This window comes from Pimelobacter simplex, assembly GCF_900114845.1.
GTDB classification, from domain to species: Bacteria; Actinomycetota; Actinomycetes; order Propionibacteriales; family Nocardioidaceae; genus Nocardioides; species Nocardioides simplex.
On sequence record NZ_FOUK01000001.1, the window covers coordinates 1,089,484 to 1,105,488 of the forward strand.

Genomic DNA, 16,005 nt, shown 5'->3' on the forward strand with positions numbered 1-16,005 from the left:
AGTGTGCTGAACTAACAAACATGTCCTGGCGCAGCCCGACCGACCGGTCGCCCCGAGAGCGGATCAAGCTCGCCCGGGCCGACTCCCGTCGCCACCACCGGTCGATGGTGCTCCAGGAGCTCTTCGCGACCGGTCCCGCGAGCCGCGCCGACCTGGCCCGCAGCAGCGGGCTGACCCGGGTCACCGTGTCCGACCTGGTCGCCGAGCTGCTCGCCGAGGGACTGGTCGAGGAGCTGGGCACCCCGTCGGAGAGCCGGGTCGGCAAGCCGCCCACGCTGATCGGGCTGGTCCCCGACGCCAAGCACGTCGTGGCCATCGACCTGTCCGTCGACGACCAGGTCACCGGCGCGGTCCTCGACCTCGCGGGCCAGGTCGTGCTCCGCGACGCCCGCCCGCTCGAGGGCCGCCGCGGCGACGACGCCGTGGCCGCCGTCCGCGCCTTCGCGGCCGACCTCACCGCCCGCAGCAGCCGCCCGCTGCTCGGCGTCGGCGTCGCCACGCCCGGCGTGGTCAGCCCGGACGGCGTCGTCCGCGACGCTCCGAACCTGGGCTGGCACGACCTCCCGCTCGCCGACGTCCTCACCGAGGCCCTCCAGCAGCCCGTGTACGTCGCCAACGACGCCAACACCGCGGTGATGGGGGAGTTCGTCTTCGGCAGCCGGGGCGACGGCGGCCTCATGCTGCTCCGGCTCAGCACCGGTCTCGGTGCCGGGCTCGTCATCGGCGGCGCCCTCCTGCACGGCCAGGGCGGGGCCGCCGGCGAGATCGGCCACGTGCAGGTCGACCCCGACGGCCCGCGCTGCGGCTGCGGTCGCCCTGGCTGCCTGGAGACCTATCTCGCCGTGCCGCGGCTGCGTCGCGAGCTGGCCGCGGGCGACCCCGCCGCCGTCCTCGCCGACGCCGGTGCCCGGCTCGGCCAGGTGCTCGCCCCCGTCGTCGCCACGCTCAACCTGGGCGAGGTGGTGCTCAGCGGACCGGCCGACCTGGTCGAACCGCTGGCCGAGGTGGCCGAGCGGGTGGTGCGCGAGCGCGTGCTCCCCGTCTCGGCCCAGCAGTTCGTCGTCCGTCCGTCGCCCCTCGGCGACGACGGCGTGCTCGTCGGTGCGACCGGTGTCGTGCTCGCGGGCGAGCTCGGAGTGTCCTGAACGCAGGGGACCCCCGCGTCCGGTTGGTAGATCGAAGGGAAATAGCGGTGCGTATCAAGAAGACCCTGGCCGTTGCGGCCGTCACCGCCCTGCTGGGCGTGACCAGTGCATGCGGATCCGACAACGACAAGCCGTCCGGTGGCGGCCCCGAGAAGGCCGACCTGGTCGTGTGGCTCAACGGCGCCGACACCCCCCAGGCGGCGCGCGACTGGCTCAAGACGACCTTCGAGAAGGACCACCCCGGGTCGACCCTGACCATCGAGCAGCAGGAGTGGGAGGGCCTGGTCGAGCGGCTGACCACGGCGCTCACCTCCGCCGACCAGACGCCCGACGTCGTCGAGGTCGGCAACACCCAGGCCCCGACCTTCACCACCGTCGGCGCGTTCAGCGACCTCACCGACGACCTCGACGGCTTCGGTGGCGACGACCTGCTGAGCGGCTTCGTCGACGGCGCCACGATCGACGGCAAGACCTTCGCGGTGCCCTACTACGCGGGCTCGACGTACGTCTTCTACCGCAAGGACCTCTTCGAGAAGGCCGGCATCACCGAGGTCCCCGCGACCATGGACGACTTCGTCGCGGCGGCCGGCAAGCTCAAGGCCGACAGCGGCAAGGCCGACTTCTCCGGCTACTGGCTGCCCGGCAAGGACTGGCGCGACGGTGCCGCCTTCCTCTGGGACGCCGGGGGCGACTTCGCCGCCGCCGACGGCGACACCTGGAAGGCCACGCTCTCGACCCCCGAGTCGATCGAGGGCCTGACCGCCTTCCAGGACCTCTACGCCTCCGCCTCCGGCGCGCCGGCCGACGCCAACGAGTCGGACCCGGTCACGCCCTTCTGCGCCGGCAAGATCGGCATGATGTCGCGCCCCGGCTGGGTCTACGGCATGCTCACCGACCCCAAGAGCGGCTGCCCGAAGCTCGCCGAGAAGGTCGGCGTCTTCGCCCTGCCCGGCAGCGACGGCGGACCCGCGCCCGTGCTCCTCGGCGGCTCCGACATCGCGATCTCCGCGAAGTCGCCCAACCAGGACCTCTCGCGCGACGTGGTCGAGCTGATGCTCAGCGAGGAGTACCAGACGATCCTCGCCGAGGCCGGCCTGACGCCTGCCAAGGAGTCGCTGGCGAGCAAGCTCGGCGACGACGAGTTCGCGAAGGCGACCATCGAGGCGGCGTCCAACGCCAAGCTGACGCCGGCCGCGGCCACGTGGGCGACCATCGAGGGCAAGTTCATCCTCGAGGACCTCTACAGCCGGCTCGCGCAGGGTGGCGACGTCGCCGAGCTCGCGAAGGCGGCCGACGACAAGATCAACGCCGAGCTCGGCTAGGCCCACCGACCCGTCGGCCGCACCCCCAGAAAGGAACCGCCCCGTGACGCGACGTGCGGTACGACGTCCCAGCCTGCCGCTGGGCCTCGTGCTCCCGGCGACCGCGCTGCTCGCGCTGGCGCTCGGCTACCCGCTGCTGCGCCAGGTCGTGCTCTCCCTCCAGGAGTTCGGCCTGGCCCAGCAGTTCGGGCAGGCGCCGGAGTGGGTGGGTCTCGGCAACTACCGCGACCTGGTCACCGACAGCGCGCTGTGGGTGGTGGTGCTGCGGACGATCGCGTTCTGCTTCGTCAACGCGGGGCTGACGTTCGGGATCGGGCTCGGGGTGGCGCTGCTGATGGCGCGGATGAGCCGGACCGTGCGGATCCTCGCGCAGTGCGGGCTGCTGCTCGCGTGGGCGATGCCGGTGGTCGCCGCGATGACCGTGTGGCAGTTCCTCTTCGACACCGAGTACGGCGTCGTGAACTGGCTGCTCACCCGGGCCGGCGGCGACTTCGAGGGACACGGCTGGCTGCTCGACCCCTGGTCGTTCTTCTTCGTCGCGACGATCATCGTGGTGTGGATGAGCGTCCCGTTCGTGGCCTTCACGCTCTACGCCGCGCTGACCCAGGTCCCCGAGGACGTCGTGGAGGCCGCGGCGATCGACGGCGCCGGGCCGTGGCAGCGGTTCGTGCACGTGGTGCTGCCGGCGATCCGGCCGGTGCTCCTGGTGGTGGTGCTCCTGCAGATCATCTGGGACCTGCGGGTGTTCACGCAGATCTACACGCTGCAGAAGGCCGGCGGGGTCAGCGACGACACCAACCTGCTCGGCACCTACATCTACACGCTCGGCATCAAGGGCGGTGACTTCGGCACCGCCGCGGCAGCGGCGATGTTCATGCTCGTGCTGACCGTGGTGCTCACCGCGCCGTACGTCCGGCTGATGCTCAAGCAGGAGGAGGACTGATGGCGCGGCGCACCCCGACCGCCGTACGGCTCGGTGCGGACGTGGTGGGGCTCGTCGTCCTGCTGGTCTGCATCTTCCCGGTCTACTGGATGGTCAGCCGCTCCTTCCTGCCGCGCAACCGGATCAAGGGGGAGGACCCCGTCCTCGTCCCGTGGCACGGCACGCTCGACAACTACCGCAAGGTGCTCACCGACGGCGGGTTCAGCGACGCGCTCATGACGAGCCTCAGCGTGACGCTGCTGACCGTGGTGGTGGCGATCCTGTTCGCGTTCCTCGCGGCGGTGGCGGTGAGCCGGTTCCGGTTCCGGGGACGGCGCTCGTTCATCCTGGCGCTGCTGGTGATCCAGATGATCCCGGCCGAGGCGCTGTTCATCAGCCAGTACAAGATGCTCGACGGCATGGGGCTGCTCAACTCGGTGCTCGGCCTCACCATCGTTTACGTCGCCGGCGTGCTGCCGTTCACCGTGTGGACCCTGCGCGGGTTCGTCGACGGCGTCCCGCGCGAGCTCGAGGAGGCCGCGATGATGGACGGCTGCTCGCGCACCCAGGCGTTCTTCCGGGTGACCCTGCCACTGCTCGCGCCGGGGCTGGTGGCGACGGGCGTCTTCGGGTTCATCCAGGCCTGGAACGAGTTCACGCTCGCGGTGGTCGTGATGACCGACCCGGCCAAGGAGACGCTCCCGGTGTGGCTGGTCGCGTTCACCGACTCGCGCAGCCGGGGGGTCGACTGGGGGGCGATCATGGCGTCGTCCACGCTGATCACGATCCCGGTGGTCATCTTCTTCCTGATCGTGCAGCGCCGGATGGTCTCCGGGCTCACCGCGGGCGCGGTGAAGGGATGAGCGCGACCCCGGACGTCGCCGCGCTGGCGCTGCGGGTGCAGCTCGCGTCCTTCGCCGGGCCGTCGCTGCCACCGGACTGGGCGGCGCTGCTCGCCGACGGCCTCGGCGGGATCTGCCTCTTCGGCTCCAACCTGACCGGCACCGCCGAGGACGTCGCGGTGCTGGTGGCCGCCGTCCGGGCGGCCGGCCCGCGGGCGCTCGTCGCGCTCGACGAGGAGGGCGGCGACGTCACCCGCCTGCACACCCGCGAGGCCAGCCCGGTGCCGGGCGCCGCGGTGCTCGGCGCGGTCGACGACCTCGACCTGACCCGGGCCGTCGGCGCCGCGGTCGGTGCCGAGCTCGCGTCGCTGGGGATCGACCTCGACCTCGGCCCGGTCGCCGACGTCAACAGCAACCCGGACAACCCCGTCATCGGCACCCGCAGCTTCGGTGCCGACCCCGCCCGGGTGGGACGCCACGTCGCCGCCTGGGTCGAGGGGCTGCAGGCGGAGGGCGTCGCGGCGTGCGTGAAGCACTTCCCCGGGCACGGCGACACCGCTCAGGACAGCCACCTGACGCTGCCCGTCCTGGCAGCGCCGGCGGACGTCGTCCGGGCGCGCGAGCTGCGGCCCTTCGCTGCCGCCGTCGCGGGGGGAGCGGCCGCCGTGATGACCTCGCACCTGCTGGTCCCGGCCCTCGACCCGGACCACCCCGCCACCCTGTCCGCGCCGGTGCTGGGCCTGCTGCGCGACGAGCTCGGCTTCGACGGCGCGATCGTCAGCGACGCGCTCGACATGGCGGGCGCCTCCGCGTCCCGCGGCATCCCGGAGGCCGCCGTCCTCGCGCTCGCCGCCGGCTGCGACCTGCTCTGCATCGGCCCCGACAAGGACGCCGGCCTCGTCCGCGAGGTCCAGGCCGCGATCGTCACCGCCGTCGACGCCGGCCGGCTGCCCCTCGCCCGGCTCACCGACGCCGCCACCCGGATCGCCGACCTCCCGCGAAGTGGGGGGCTTGCGGGCACGAAGTCGCCCGGTTGCGGGGTCGAGGTGGGCCGGTTGGCCGCCGCGGCCCGCGCGGCGTGCCTGGTCGAAGGGCCGCTGCCCGACCTGACGGGGGCCGGCGCGCGCGTCGTCAGCGTCGCGACCGAGGCGAACATCGCGGTCGGTCCCGGACGGTGGGGGCTGGTCGCGGATCTCGAGGTGGCCGCCGGCGAGCCGCTGCCGGACGGCGCGCTCGTCGTCCAGGTGCGCGACGCGCACCGGCGCCCCGAGGTGGCGGCCGCGCTGGCGGCCCATCCCGGGCCACTGGTCGTCGTCGAGTGGGGCTGGCCCGGCCCCCGCACCGGGTGGGCGCACGCGCCCCACGCGCGCATCTGCACGCAGGGCAACGGACAGCCGTCGATCGCGGCGGTGACGGAGATTCTTCGGGAAGCGGGGCTCGACAGGTGAGCGGCGTGCTCATGGGACTGGACATCGGTGCGACCAAGATCCTCGGGGTCGTGGCGTCGGCACAGGGAGAGGTGCTCGGGTCCGTGCGGGTGGCGAGCCCGAGCGGCGGCGACCAGGTGGTCGCCGCGGCGGCGGACGTCGTCGCGGAGCTGCGCGCGGCCGCCGGAGACCGTACGACGGGCGTGATCGGCGTCGGCATCCCCGGCCTGGTCGACGTCGCCCACGGCACCGTGCGGCACGCCGTGAACCTCGGCGTGGCCGACGGCTACCCGTTCAGCGCCCGGCTCGGCGCGGCCGTCGGTACGGCGGTCGTCCTCGACAACGACGCCAACGCCGCCGCGCTCGGGGCCGCCGCGCTGCTGGGGCTGGACGACCTCGGCTACCTCAGTCTCGGGACCGGGCTGGCTGCGGCGCTCGTCCTCGAGGGACGGCTGCGGCGCGGTGCGCAGAACGCGGCCGGCGAGATCGGGCACATCCCGGTCGACCCGGCAGGCCCGCGCTGCGAGTGCGGCCAGGTCGGGTGCCTCGAGACGATGGCGTCCGGGTCGGCCCTCGCGGCGCTGTGGCCGAGCGGCTCGGGCCAGCCCGCGGGGCAGGCGCTGTTCGACGCGGCCGCCGCAGGCGACGCCGACGCGGTCGCGGTCCGGGACCGGTTCGCCGCCCGGGTCGCGGACGCCGTCCGGCTGGTCGCGCTGACGGTCGACCCGGCCGTCGTCGTCCTCGGCGGTGGCGTCGCCCAGGTCGGGGACCGGCTCCGGGTGGCGGTCGCGCACGCCCTGGCGGAGCAGGCCGCGGCCTCGCCGTTCCTCCGCTCGCTCGACCTGCCGGGCCGGCTGCGGCTCGCGCCCCTCGACGTACCGGTCGCCGCGCTGGGCGCAGCCCTGCTGGGGAAGCCGTCGTGAGCGGCGGCAGCCTCCGGGTCACCGGCGGCTCGGTCGACGTCACGATCGCCGAGGGCCACGTGGCACCCACCGCCACCGGCGGCGACGTGCTCGACGCGCGCGGCCTGCACGTGCTCCCCGGGCTGCTGGACCTCCAGGTCAACGGTGCTGCGGGCATCGACCTCACGCACGAGCCGGAGCGGCTGTGGGAGGTCGCCGCCGCCCTCCCGCGGTACGGCGTCACCGCCTTCCTGCCGACGATCATCACCTCGGCGCCGCAGGCGCGGGAGCGCGCCCTCGCGGTCCTCGCGGCGGGACCGCCGGCGGGATGGACCGGGGCGGTCCCGCTCGGCGTGCACCTCGAGGGCCCGATGATCGCGCCCGCCCGCAAGGGCGCGCACCCGCCGCGGTGGCTCGCCGAGCCCTCCGCGGACCTGGTCGCCGGCTGGTCCCGGGCGGCGGGCGTCGCGATGGTGACGCTGGCGCCCGAGCTCCCCGGTGCCCTCGACGTGGTGACGGCGCTCGCCGAGCGGGACGTCGTCGTCGCACTCGGGCACACGGAGGCGGCGCCCGAGCAGATGACGGCAGCCGCCGACCGAGGAGCCCGCGCCGTCACCCACCTCGGCAACGCCATGCCCGCGCTGGCCGGCCGCCTGCCCGGTCCGGTGGGCGCGGCGCTGGCCGACCCGCGCCTCACCGTCGGCGTCATCGCGGACGGTCACCACCTGCACCCCACCACGGTCGCGGCGTTCGCCGGGGCGCTCGGTCCCGGACGGCTGCTCGCCGTCACCGACTGCACCGCCGCCCTGGGGATGCCGGACGGTCCGGCCCGGCTGGGCGACCAGGCGGTCGTCGTGCGGGAGGGGACGGTGCGGCTCGAGGACGGCACGCTCGCCGGCTCCGCCGCCGACCTTCCGGCGTGCCTGCGCGTGCTGCGCGCGGCGACCGGCTGCTCGCTCGCCGAGGCCGTGGCGTCCGCGACGACGGTCCCGGCTGCGCTGCTGGGCGACCCGTCCCGCGGCACGCTCGCGCCCGGTGCGCGCGGCGACCTCGTCCTCGTGGACGACGACCTGACCGTGGTCGCCACCGTCGTCGGCGGCCGGGTGCTGCACGACCGCCGGGGAGGCCGCTGATGGAGGTCGTCCCCCTTGCCGACGCCGGCGAGGTCGCGGCCCTCGCCGCCGACGTCGTCGAGGCGGTGGTCCGGGCCCGTCCCGACGCCGTCCTCGGGCTGGCGACGGGCTCGACGCCGCTGCCCGCCTACGGCGAGCTGATCCGGCGGCACCGCGCCGGCGCCGGACCGTCGTACGACTCGGTGCGGTGCTTCACCCTCGACGAGTACGTCGGCCTGCCGCCCGGCCATCCCGAGTCCTACCGCGCCACCATCGCCCGCGAGCTCACCGACCCGCTCGGCATCCCGCCCGAGCGCGTCCACGGCCCCGATCCGGCGCCCGACGCCCTGCCCACGGCGGGCGCCCGCTACGAGGAGGCGCTCGCCGCGGCGGGCGGGGTCGACGTCCAGGTGCTGGGGATCGGGAGCGACGGCCACCTCGCGTTCAACGAGCCCGGCTCGTCGCTCGCGTCGGCGACCCGGATCAAGACGCTCACCGACGAGACCCGGCGCGACAACGCCCGGTTCTTCGGGGCGATCGACGAGGTGCCGCGCCACGTGCTGACCCAGGGGCTCGGCACGATCCTGCGCGCCCGGCACCTCCTGCTGCTCGCCACCGGCGCGGGCAAGGCCGCCGCGCTCGCGGCCGCGGTCGAGGGACCGCTGACGGCGTCGTGCCCCGCCTCGGTGCTGCAGCTGCACCCGCACGCGACCGTGCTGTGCGACGCCGAGGCGGCGGCCGGCCTGGTCCGGCGCGCCCACTACCGCGAGGTGTACGACGCGAAGCCGGCCTGGCAGCCGCTCTGAGCCCTACACGTGGGCGGTGCTCTCGTAGTCCTCGGAGATGCCGTGCGGCGTCTTCTCCCAGCGGTGCGGGCTGAAGATCGTCTGGCCGAGCGCCCGCCACGCCGCATACGCGTGCAGGCACCAGTAGAGGGGGTTGAGCAGCGCGAAGACGCCGATCCGCCAGTTGTAGCGCCGGGTCGCGGCGATGCCGGACACGATGATCATGAGCGCGTTGCCGAGCACCGCCGTCACCAGGCTGCTCAGCACGACCCAGTGGGGGAGGTCGAGCCCGATCAGCCGCACGCCGACGTACGTGATGACGGTGAAGCCGAGCACGAGCGGGTAGGCGAGGAAGGTCAGCGGGGTGCCGATGATGAGGCCGACCATGCCCACCATGCCGAGCGGTCCCACCCGGCGCAGGAAGCGCAGCGGGTGCCGCATGTTGACGGCCGCGGTGATCAGGTAGCCCTTGATCCACCGCGTGCGCTGGGGGATCCAGGCCGGGACGGTCGCGCACGCCTCCTCGCCGGTCGTCGAGTCGAGGACGTCGACCCGGTAGCCCTCGACCGAGACGCGGAGGCCGAGGTCGGCGTCCTCGGTGACGTTGTAGGGGTCCCAGGCGCCGAGCCGCTTCAGCACCTCGGTGTCGAAGTGGTTCGACGTGCCGCCCAGGGGGAGCGGGATGCCGCTGCCGTCGATGCCGGGGAGCATCGACTCGAACCAGTGCGCGTACTCGATGGCGAACATCCGGGTGAGCACGTTGTAGTCGGCGTTGAAGTAGTGCAGCGCGGCCTGCACGCACGCGAGCCGCGGGCGGGTGGAGCCGAGGTGCTCGTGCTCGAAGGCGTCGCGCTCGAAGGCGGCGACGGCCTTGCGCAGCTGGAGCGGCTCGGGCCGGTCCTCGGCGTCGTAGATGACGACGTACTTGCCCCGGGCGAAGGCCAGGCCGTAGTTGCAGGCGCGCGGCTTGGTCTGCGGCTCGCCCGCCGGGACGACGAGCAGCCGCACGTAGTCGGGCGGCGCCACCCGCTTGGCCGCGGCGACCGTCTCGGGGTCGTTCTCCTCCATCAGCACGATCACGTCGAGCCGGGAGCGCGGGTAGTCGAGCGCGCCGAGGTTGCGGATCAGCTTGTCGATGATGTTGGCCTCGCGGAAGGCGGGGACCAGGATCGTGTAGACCGGCAGCTCCGCGTCGTCCCCGCCGGGCTGCCACTCCGGCGCCAGGCCGCGGCGCTGCCGCTCGCGCATCTCGGCCAGGCGGCGCCGCTCGCGCCGGGCGCGCATGAGGGGCGCGCGCAGGCTCGAGCCCGCCTTGAAGAGGATGCTCAGCAGGAACACGAGATTCGTCGCCGACAGCAGGACGACGAACGCCCGGCGCGGCTCCAGCACCGCGCCGACGAGGAAGACGAGCCCGATGACGAACGGCAGCACCAGCTGCAGCCGGGTCAGCCCGCGCCGGGCGGAGTGCTCGGGACGCTCCTCGGCGAGCATGTCCTCGGCGAGGCGCTGGAGCTTGCCGCGGTTGGCCTGCTCGCTGGCCCGGAAGACGTCCCAGTGCGTGCTCGCGACGAGCTCGACCTGGTCGGTGCCGAAGCGCTCGCGGACCTGCTCGAGGAGCTCGGGCGTCGGCCGCACCGACGTGGCGACGACGAGCGTCCCGTCCGGCCGCTCCTCGCAGGGGACCCAGCCGAGGTGGCTGAGCTCGGCGATGTCGAGTCGTCCGGCGAGTGCCGGGTCGGGCGGGTGCGCGACGAGGTCGCGCGAGGCCGTCTCCCAGTGCTCCGCGAGCGCCTCGTAGAGCTCGCGCCGGGTCAGCGCCCCGGCCAGGACCAGGTGCTGGCCGAGCTGCCCGCCCTCGGCCCGCTGGTGGGTCAGCGCGGTGTCGAGCTGCTCGGGGGTGATCCGCCCGGTCGCGACGAGGTGGCTGCCGATCTGCACATCAGCCCCCGATCCGGCGGTAGACGCCGAGGTCGGCGATCTCGTACACGAGCTCGTACCCGGCCAGGAACGCCGGGTCGTCCGCGAGGGCGGTGGTGACCAGGTCCAGCGCGGCCTTCGTCGCGTACGTCGTCACCTGGGTGCGGTGCATGACGACCCACCGCACGTGGCTCCCCGGGTCGGCGAGGGCGTCGTCGAAGGCGTCGCCCGCGGCCCGGTTGTAGACCTGGTCGAAGTCGATCGCGATCACCGGCGCGACCGCCAGCTTGTCGGCGCTCTCGTCGATGAGGAGGTTGCCGCCGTCGTAGTGGTCGTGCAGCCAGCGCGCCATCTTCTTGACGTCGGTGAAGTTGCGCTGGCCCAGGTGGGCCTCCTCGATCACGGTCATCCGCTCGCCCGGATCGCCCGCCCACCAGAGGTTCTGCGCCGTGAGAGCGGCCACCGTCGCCACCACGACACCCGCGCCGGCGAGGGCTTTCCGGCGTCCGATCTCGTGGGCGAGGTAGGCGCACAGCAGCGCCGCCCACGGCGCCGCGGACAGCACGTAGCGGTTGTTGTAGGCGCCGGACGGCAGGGACACGTCGTTGACCATGATGTGCTGGCCGGTGGTGAGGCTGAAGAGCAGGAACGCGCTCGACGTCCCCGCGAGCCAGATGGTCAGTGCCCGGTTGTCGATGCCCCAGCGCCAGGTCATCAGGACCAGGCCGATCCCGGCGGCGATCAGCGGCAGCAGCCCGACCGACTCGACGGCGGCCCAGCCGAACACCTTGAACGACAGGCCGAGGTTGCCCTTCGTCGTCAGCTGGCCTTGCTCGACGAACACCTCGGTGAACGCGGCGGCCGAGTAGGGGCCGGTGAGGAACTCGACCGGATTGCCGTACCAGGCGGCGTTGTACGACAGCCACCAGCCGATCGCGGCGAGCGGGGCGGACGCGAAGGCCGCGGCCATCACGAGCGCCCGGCGCACGCCGTCGCCACGTCGTACGACGACGAAGACGACGTAGATCGCGCCGCTGGCGACGAGCGCCCAGCCCTCGTACCGGGTGAGCACGGCGCAGGCGGCGGGGATGCCCGCGAACACGGCGAGCTCGCCGCCGCTGAGCCGGCGTCCGCTGAACGCCCAGCCCGACAGGCCCGCGATGCACGCCAGGATGGCGGCGATGAGCACCGGCTCGGTCAGCGCGGTCGTGTAGGCGTAGAGGAGGCTGGGGTTCGCGAGGAGGACGCCGAGGCCGACCACGCGGGCGGTGCGGCCGAGGCCGAGCCGGACCATGATCCGGTGCAGCGCGGTCGCCGAGATGCCCAGGCAGAGGGTGCCGAGGATGCACGCGGCGATGCCGGTCCGGAACAGGTACATGTCCTGGACCAGCGGCATCAGCAGCAGGTGGGGGAGCGGCAGCCAGACCGTGCCGAGCTGCTGCAGCCCGGGCGTCTGCCCGTCGAGGATGCGGCGCGCGATGGTGAGGTGCGCCATCGCGTCGCCGTAGTCGAGGTTGGTGCCGGCCCGGACTGTCCAGATCGACGCGATCGTGCCCACGGCGCAGCCGAGCAGGAACACCGGCACGCTGCCGGGGACCCGGCGGCCCGCGCCGGCGCGGGCCTCGGCGCGGGTCCCGGCGCGGGTCCCGGTGCGCTCAGGAGCGGTCGTGGTCACCGGCCTGTGCCTCAGCGTCCGCGGCGACCTGGGCGTCGACGATCTCGGTGATCTCGTGGCGCCGGCGCCGGGCGAGCAGCCAGCGCCCGCCGAGGAGCGCCAGCAGGACGGCGAGCCCGCCGACGAGCCACCAGGCGAACGAGCGCTGCTCGTCGACCCGCTCCTGCTGGGGGACGACGGCGTCGGCGTCGATCGTGAACGGGTCACCGGCCGCCGGCTGCACGAGCAGGTTCGCGCTCAGCGCACCCCAGCCCTCGGTCGCCAGGTAGGTGGCGGCCCGGCGCTCCAGCGCGGCGGCGTCGCCGCCCGGCGCCCACGAGCCGAGCATCAGCACGTCGCGCCCGCGGTGCCGGACGGCGACCAGGGCGGCGTACGGCTGGTCGGTGCCGACCTCGAACGTCGCCTCGGCGTAGTCGAGCAGGCGCATCCCGGAGAGCCGGAGCGGCGCCTTCAGCGCCGTCGAGTCGTCCTCGCCGGCGCCGACCAGGAGGCCGGAGGTCGTGCCGTCGCGCAGGTCGGCGGCCGGCACCATCCGGACGTCGAGCGGCCGGGCCGCGCGCCGCTGCAGCGCGGCCACCACGGCGCCGGCGTCGACCGCGGCGGCGACCGGGTCGGCCGCGTGGTCGGACACGGCGACCGCGAGGCGGCCGCCGAGGTTCTGCGGGAACGACGCGAAGCCGGTGGTCCGGGCGCCGCCGCGGTCGGCGTGGACGACGGTCCGCGCGGTGTCGAGGTGGACCTCCATCGGCAGCTGCCGGTCGCCGCCCACGCACCACTCGCGCGGCGGCACGGCGCTGAGCACCACGACCAGCCCGTTGTCGCCCTGGACGTCGGCTGCCGGCACCTCGATCTCGCGGTGCAGCACCGGGTCGTCGTCGAGCTGCGTGGAGTCGACCAGCCGGTCGTTGACGTAGACGTCGAGCTGGGCCCGTGCGCCCTCGGGGACGGCGGTGTGCGTCCCGTTGAGGTCGATCCGCAGCGCGCCCACCGGGCCACCGAAGGCGTCCTGGCGGATCCCGACGTACTGCTCGACGCGGCCGTACCCGCTCAGCACCGCCCGGTCGACGCCGAGCTCGCCGAGCGTCAGCTCGTCCGTCGTCGTCGCGCCGCGCTCGCCCGTCGCGGCCAGCCCCTCGGTGCTCGGGGCGTCGGCCAGGCCGAGCGCCTCGGCGCCCAGGCCCCGTGCGGCCGCGACGAGCTCGTCGTCCCCGCCGCCGAGGGTGAGAGTCGCGACCCCGGCGTCGTCGCTGAGCTCGCTGGTCGCCGTCCCGGTGCCGGGGGTGAGGCGGACGACCCGGACGCCGGGACCGGCCGCCGTGACGTCGTCGGGGGTCGTGAGACGGACGGCCGTCGTGTCGGCGTACCGGCTGCTGATCGCGGCGACCGCGGTCAGCCCGGCCGCCAGCACCGGCTCGCCGGCGTCGGCAGGAACGACGACGTCGACCGCCGTCGCGTAGGGGGCGAAGAAGTCCGCCAGGGAGGTCGGCGCCGTCTCGCGGCCCTCGACCCGCAGCGCGACCTGGTCGAGCGTCGCCCGCACGTCGCTGACCGTCGTGCACGCGTCCCCGCGACCCTCGGCGTCGACCCGGACCTGCACCTGCAGCCGGCCGTCCACCACGTCACCGCGCCCGACCGGCACCACGACCTTCGCCGCCGCCCGCGCCGGCACCCGGGCCGCGATCCGGCCACCCACGACGAACGCGACCGTCCCGTCGATCGTGTCGTCGAGCCGCAGCCGCCCGGTGACCTCGGTGGGCGTCACCCCCGGGGGCACTGCGACCTCCAAGGTCGACGCCGCTCCCACGGTCGCCGACGTCGACCCGGGGACGGCGAGCGTCTCGGCGTGGGCCGGCGCCGGTGCCAGGCCTGGGGCCGTCGCGGTGAGGAACAGGGAGGTCAGGACGGCGAGGGGCGCGATTCTGGCGCGAAGCAAGGTGCTGCTTTCTGGTGGGGGGTTGTCACGACATCTCTACCCTGATCGGCCGGAGAGAGCCGCATCTGACCGGTGTGCGGGGACGAAGGTCCTGGGCACCGGTGCCCTCAGTCGGCGAGGTCGACCACGACCGGCGCGTGGTCGGACGGCGCCCCGGCGAACACGCTCGGGTCGCGCTCCTCGCGGTCGATGAAGGCCCCGCGGACCCGCTCGGCGAGCGGCGCCGAACCGAGCACGAAGTCGATCTTGAGCCCGCGGTCGCGCTCGAAGCGCTGCCGGTAGTAGTCCCAGTAGGTGTAGCCCGGGGCGTGCGCGCGGGTGACCTCCGACCACCCGCCGTCGAGGAACGACTGGAAGGCCGCGCGCTCGGGCGGGGTGACGTGGGTCGAGTTCTTGAACTGGGTGACGTCGAAGACGTCGTCGTCGGTGGGGCAGATGTTCCAGTCGCCCACGAGCGCCGTCGGCACGTCGAGCCACGACTCCGCCGCGGTGCGCAGCCGGGCGAGCCAGTCGAGCTTGTAGAGGTAGTGCGGGTCGTCGGGCTTGCGGCCGTTGGGGATGTAGAGGCTCCACACGCGGACGCCGCCGCAGGTGGCGCCGATCGCCCGGGCCTCGACCTCGGACGGGTCGCCCCACCCGGGCTGGTCGGGGAAGCCGACGGCGACGTCGTCGAGGCCGACGCGGCTGATCAGGGCGACGCCGTTCCACTGGTTCAGGCCGTGGGCGGCGATCTCGTACCCGCGCGCCTGCAGGCCCATCAGGGGGAGCTGCTCCTCACGGGCCTTGGTCTCCTGGACGGCGAGCACGTCGACGTCGTGCCGGTCGAGGAAGGCTTCGACGCGGTCGATCCGCGTGCGCAGGGAGTTGACGTTCCAGGTGGCGATCCGCACCTGGGCAGGCTAGTCGCTGCCGTCGCCGGCGGCTCAGGCGGCCGGTCGGGTGGCCGCCGTCCGTGGCTCACGTTCGTGCAGCCGCGGACCCTGCCGCTTTCTGAGTCGGAGAATCTCTTGTCCTGAGGCCGATCCGAGCGATTCGATGTGCCGGATCCACTCTCGGGAGAAAGGTTCTTGGATGTTGTCATCTCGGATCAGCAGGATCTCCGTCGGCGTCGCCTGCCTGGTGACCGCCTTCGCGGGGGCAGCCGCCTCGGGCTCGGGCTCGGCGTCGGCCGACACCGGCTGGAGCACGCTCAGCGCGCCGCCGACGTACCAGGAGTTCGAGGCGTCGACCTACGTCGACGTCGACGGCGCGTACGTCGTCAACGGCGACGAGGCCCTCAGCACGAAGGCCGAGCTGAAGAAGTTCTACAACAGCATGGTCGGCCCCTTCGGCAACCACGACCGCGACGGCCACGAGGGCGACCTCATCGTCAACACGGTCAACGGCCGCGACGACAAGTGGAGCGCGAGCCAGGCGCTCAACCTGACCTACTGCGTCAGCACGAAGTTCGGCACCCGGCAGGCCGACATCGTCGCCGCCATGAACGCCGGCACGGCGCTGTGGGAGAACGCGACGTCGAAGGTCAACTTCGTCTACGTCCCGGCCCAGAACGGCAGCTGCACCACCCGCAACAACAACGTGGTGTTCTCGGTCGAGCCGGTCAACACCTCGCAGTACATCGCCCGCGCGTTCTTCCCGAGCTCGGCCAAGAGCTCGCGCAACGTGCTCGTCGACGACTCGATCTGGTCCTCGGGCAACTGGGAGCCGGGCGACATCCTCGGCCACGAGCTCGGCCACGTGCTGGGCTTCCGCCACGAGCACACCCGTCCTGAGGCGGGCACCTGCTTCGAGGACAACAACTGGCGGCCGCTGACGCCGTACGACTCGGCGTCGATCATGCACTACCCGCAGTGCAACGGAAGCTCGGCCGACCTGGAGTTCCAGGCGTCCGACGCGACGGGGGTCCGGGCGCTCTACGGCTCCTGACCCGGTGGTGGACGGCACGGGTGGGGCTCCGACTCGGGGGTAGCCCCACCCGTACCGTTCTCGCGTCGATGCGCGCAGCCGGGCCGCCCGCCCATAG

13 protein-coding genes are annotated in these 16,005 nt (G+C 73.8%); 9 read left to right on the plus strand and 4 right to left on the minus strand.

The genetic code is table 11. From position 1 onward, the window contains the following. The first annotated feature begins 20 nt into the window (after positions 1-20). From BM223_RS05260 to BM223_RS05295, 8 genes are read left to right on the plus strand one after another with little or no spacing between them, the layout of a single operon-like run. Complete coding sequence (locus tag BM223_RS05260; protein WP_038681073.1) at positions 21-1,145, plus strand: ROK family transcriptional regulator; 1,125 nt, start codon at positions 21-23, stop codon at positions 1,143-1,145. A 47-nt stretch (positions 1,146-1,192) separates the two neighbouring features. Beyond that, positions 1,193-2,467: an extracellular solute-binding protein gene (locus BM223_RS05265; protein WP_052138945.1), complete on the plus strand. Its 1,275-nt coding sequence runs from the start codon at positions 1,193-1,195 to the stop codon at positions 2,465-2,467. 43 nt (positions 2,468-2,510) lie between these two features. Further along, positions 2,511-3,410: a carbohydrate ABC transporter permease gene (locus BM223_RS05270; protein ID WP_200887006.1), complete on the plus strand. Its 900-nt coding sequence runs from the start codon at positions 2,511-2,513 to the stop codon at positions 3,408-3,410. Next, on the plus strand, positions 3,410-4,252 hold the full coding sequence (locus BM223_RS05275) for a carbohydrate ABC transporter permease (RefSeq protein WP_141267343.1): 843 nt from the start codon (positions 3,410-3,412) through the stop codon (positions 4,250-4,252). Before BM223_RS05270 ends, BM223_RS05275 begins: the two co-directional genes overlap by 1 nt. Beyond that, positions 4,249-5,679 carry a glycoside hydrolase family 3 protein gene (locus BM223_RS05280; protein ID WP_038681067.1) on the plus strand — a complete coding sequence of 477 codons (1,431 nt, stop codon included), beginning with the start codon at positions 4,249-4,251 and terminating at the stop codon, positions 5,677-5,679. Before BM223_RS05275 ends, BM223_RS05280 begins: the two co-directional genes overlap by 4 nt. An 11-nt stretch (positions 5,680-5,690) precedes the next feature. Next, complete coding sequence (locus tag BM223_RS05285; RefSeq protein ID WP_052139394.1) at positions 5,691-6,581, plus strand: ROK family protein; 891 nt, start codon at positions 5,691-5,693, stop codon at positions 6,579-6,581. Further along, positions 6,578-7,693 (plus strand): N-acetylglucosamine-6-phosphate deacetylase, encoded by a 1,116-nt coding sequence (gene nagA / locus BM223_RS05290; RefSeq protein ID WP_235318993.1) that lies wholly within the window; start codon positions 6,578-6,580, stop codon positions 7,691-7,693. The genes BM223_RS05285 and nagA overlap by 4 nt, the downstream gene beginning before the upstream one ends. After that, positions 7,693-8,478, plus strand: a complete 786-nt coding sequence (locus tag BM223_RS05295; RefSeq protein ID WP_038681063.1) for a glucosamine-6-phosphate deaminase — start codon at positions 7,693-7,695, stop codon at positions 8,476-8,478. Before nagA ends, BM223_RS05295 begins: the two co-directional genes overlap by 1 nt. Before the next feature lie 3 nt (positions 8,479-8,481). On the opposite strand, the gene BM223_RS05300 is transcribed toward BM223_RS05295, so the two are convergent. From BM223_RS05300 to BM223_RS05315, 4 genes are all read right to left on the minus strand, one after another. Beyond that, the gene (locus BM223_RS05300; RefSeq protein ID WP_075018469.1) at positions 8,482-10,395 is read right to left on the minus strand and encodes a glycosyltransferase; all 1,914 of its coding nucleotides are present in this window, start codon (positions 10,393-10,395) and stop codon (positions 8,482-8,484) included. 1 nt (position 10,396) lies between these two features. Continuing rightward, on the minus strand, positions 10,397-12,049 hold the full coding sequence (locus BM223_RS05305) for a hypothetical protein (RefSeq protein ID WP_052138944.1): 1,653 nt from the start codon (positions 12,047-12,049) through the stop codon (positions 10,397-10,399). Then, positions 12,030-13,982 (minus strand): cellulose biosynthesis cyclic di-GMP-binding regulatory protein BcsB, encoded by a 1,953-nt coding sequence (locus BM223_RS05310; protein WP_141267339.1) that lies wholly within the window; start codon positions 13,980-13,982, stop codon positions 12,030-12,032. The genes BM223_RS05305 and BM223_RS05310 overlap by 20 nt, the downstream gene beginning before the upstream one ends. 107 nt (positions 13,983-14,089) lie before the next feature. Next, entirely contained in the window at positions 14,090-14,872 is a 783-nt protein-coding gene (locus tag BM223_RS05315; RefSeq protein WP_038681060.1) for an exodeoxyribonuclease III, read from the minus strand. A 181-nt stretch (positions 14,873-15,053) separates the two neighbouring features. Here BM223_RS05315 and BM223_RS05320 point away from each other — a divergent pair, with 181 nt between their 5' ends. Next, entirely contained in the window at positions 15,054-15,908 is an 855-nt protein-coding gene (locus BM223_RS05320) for a M57 family metalloprotease (protein WP_075018470.1), read from the plus strand. The last annotated feature ends 97 nt before the right edge of the window (positions 15,909-16,005 follow it).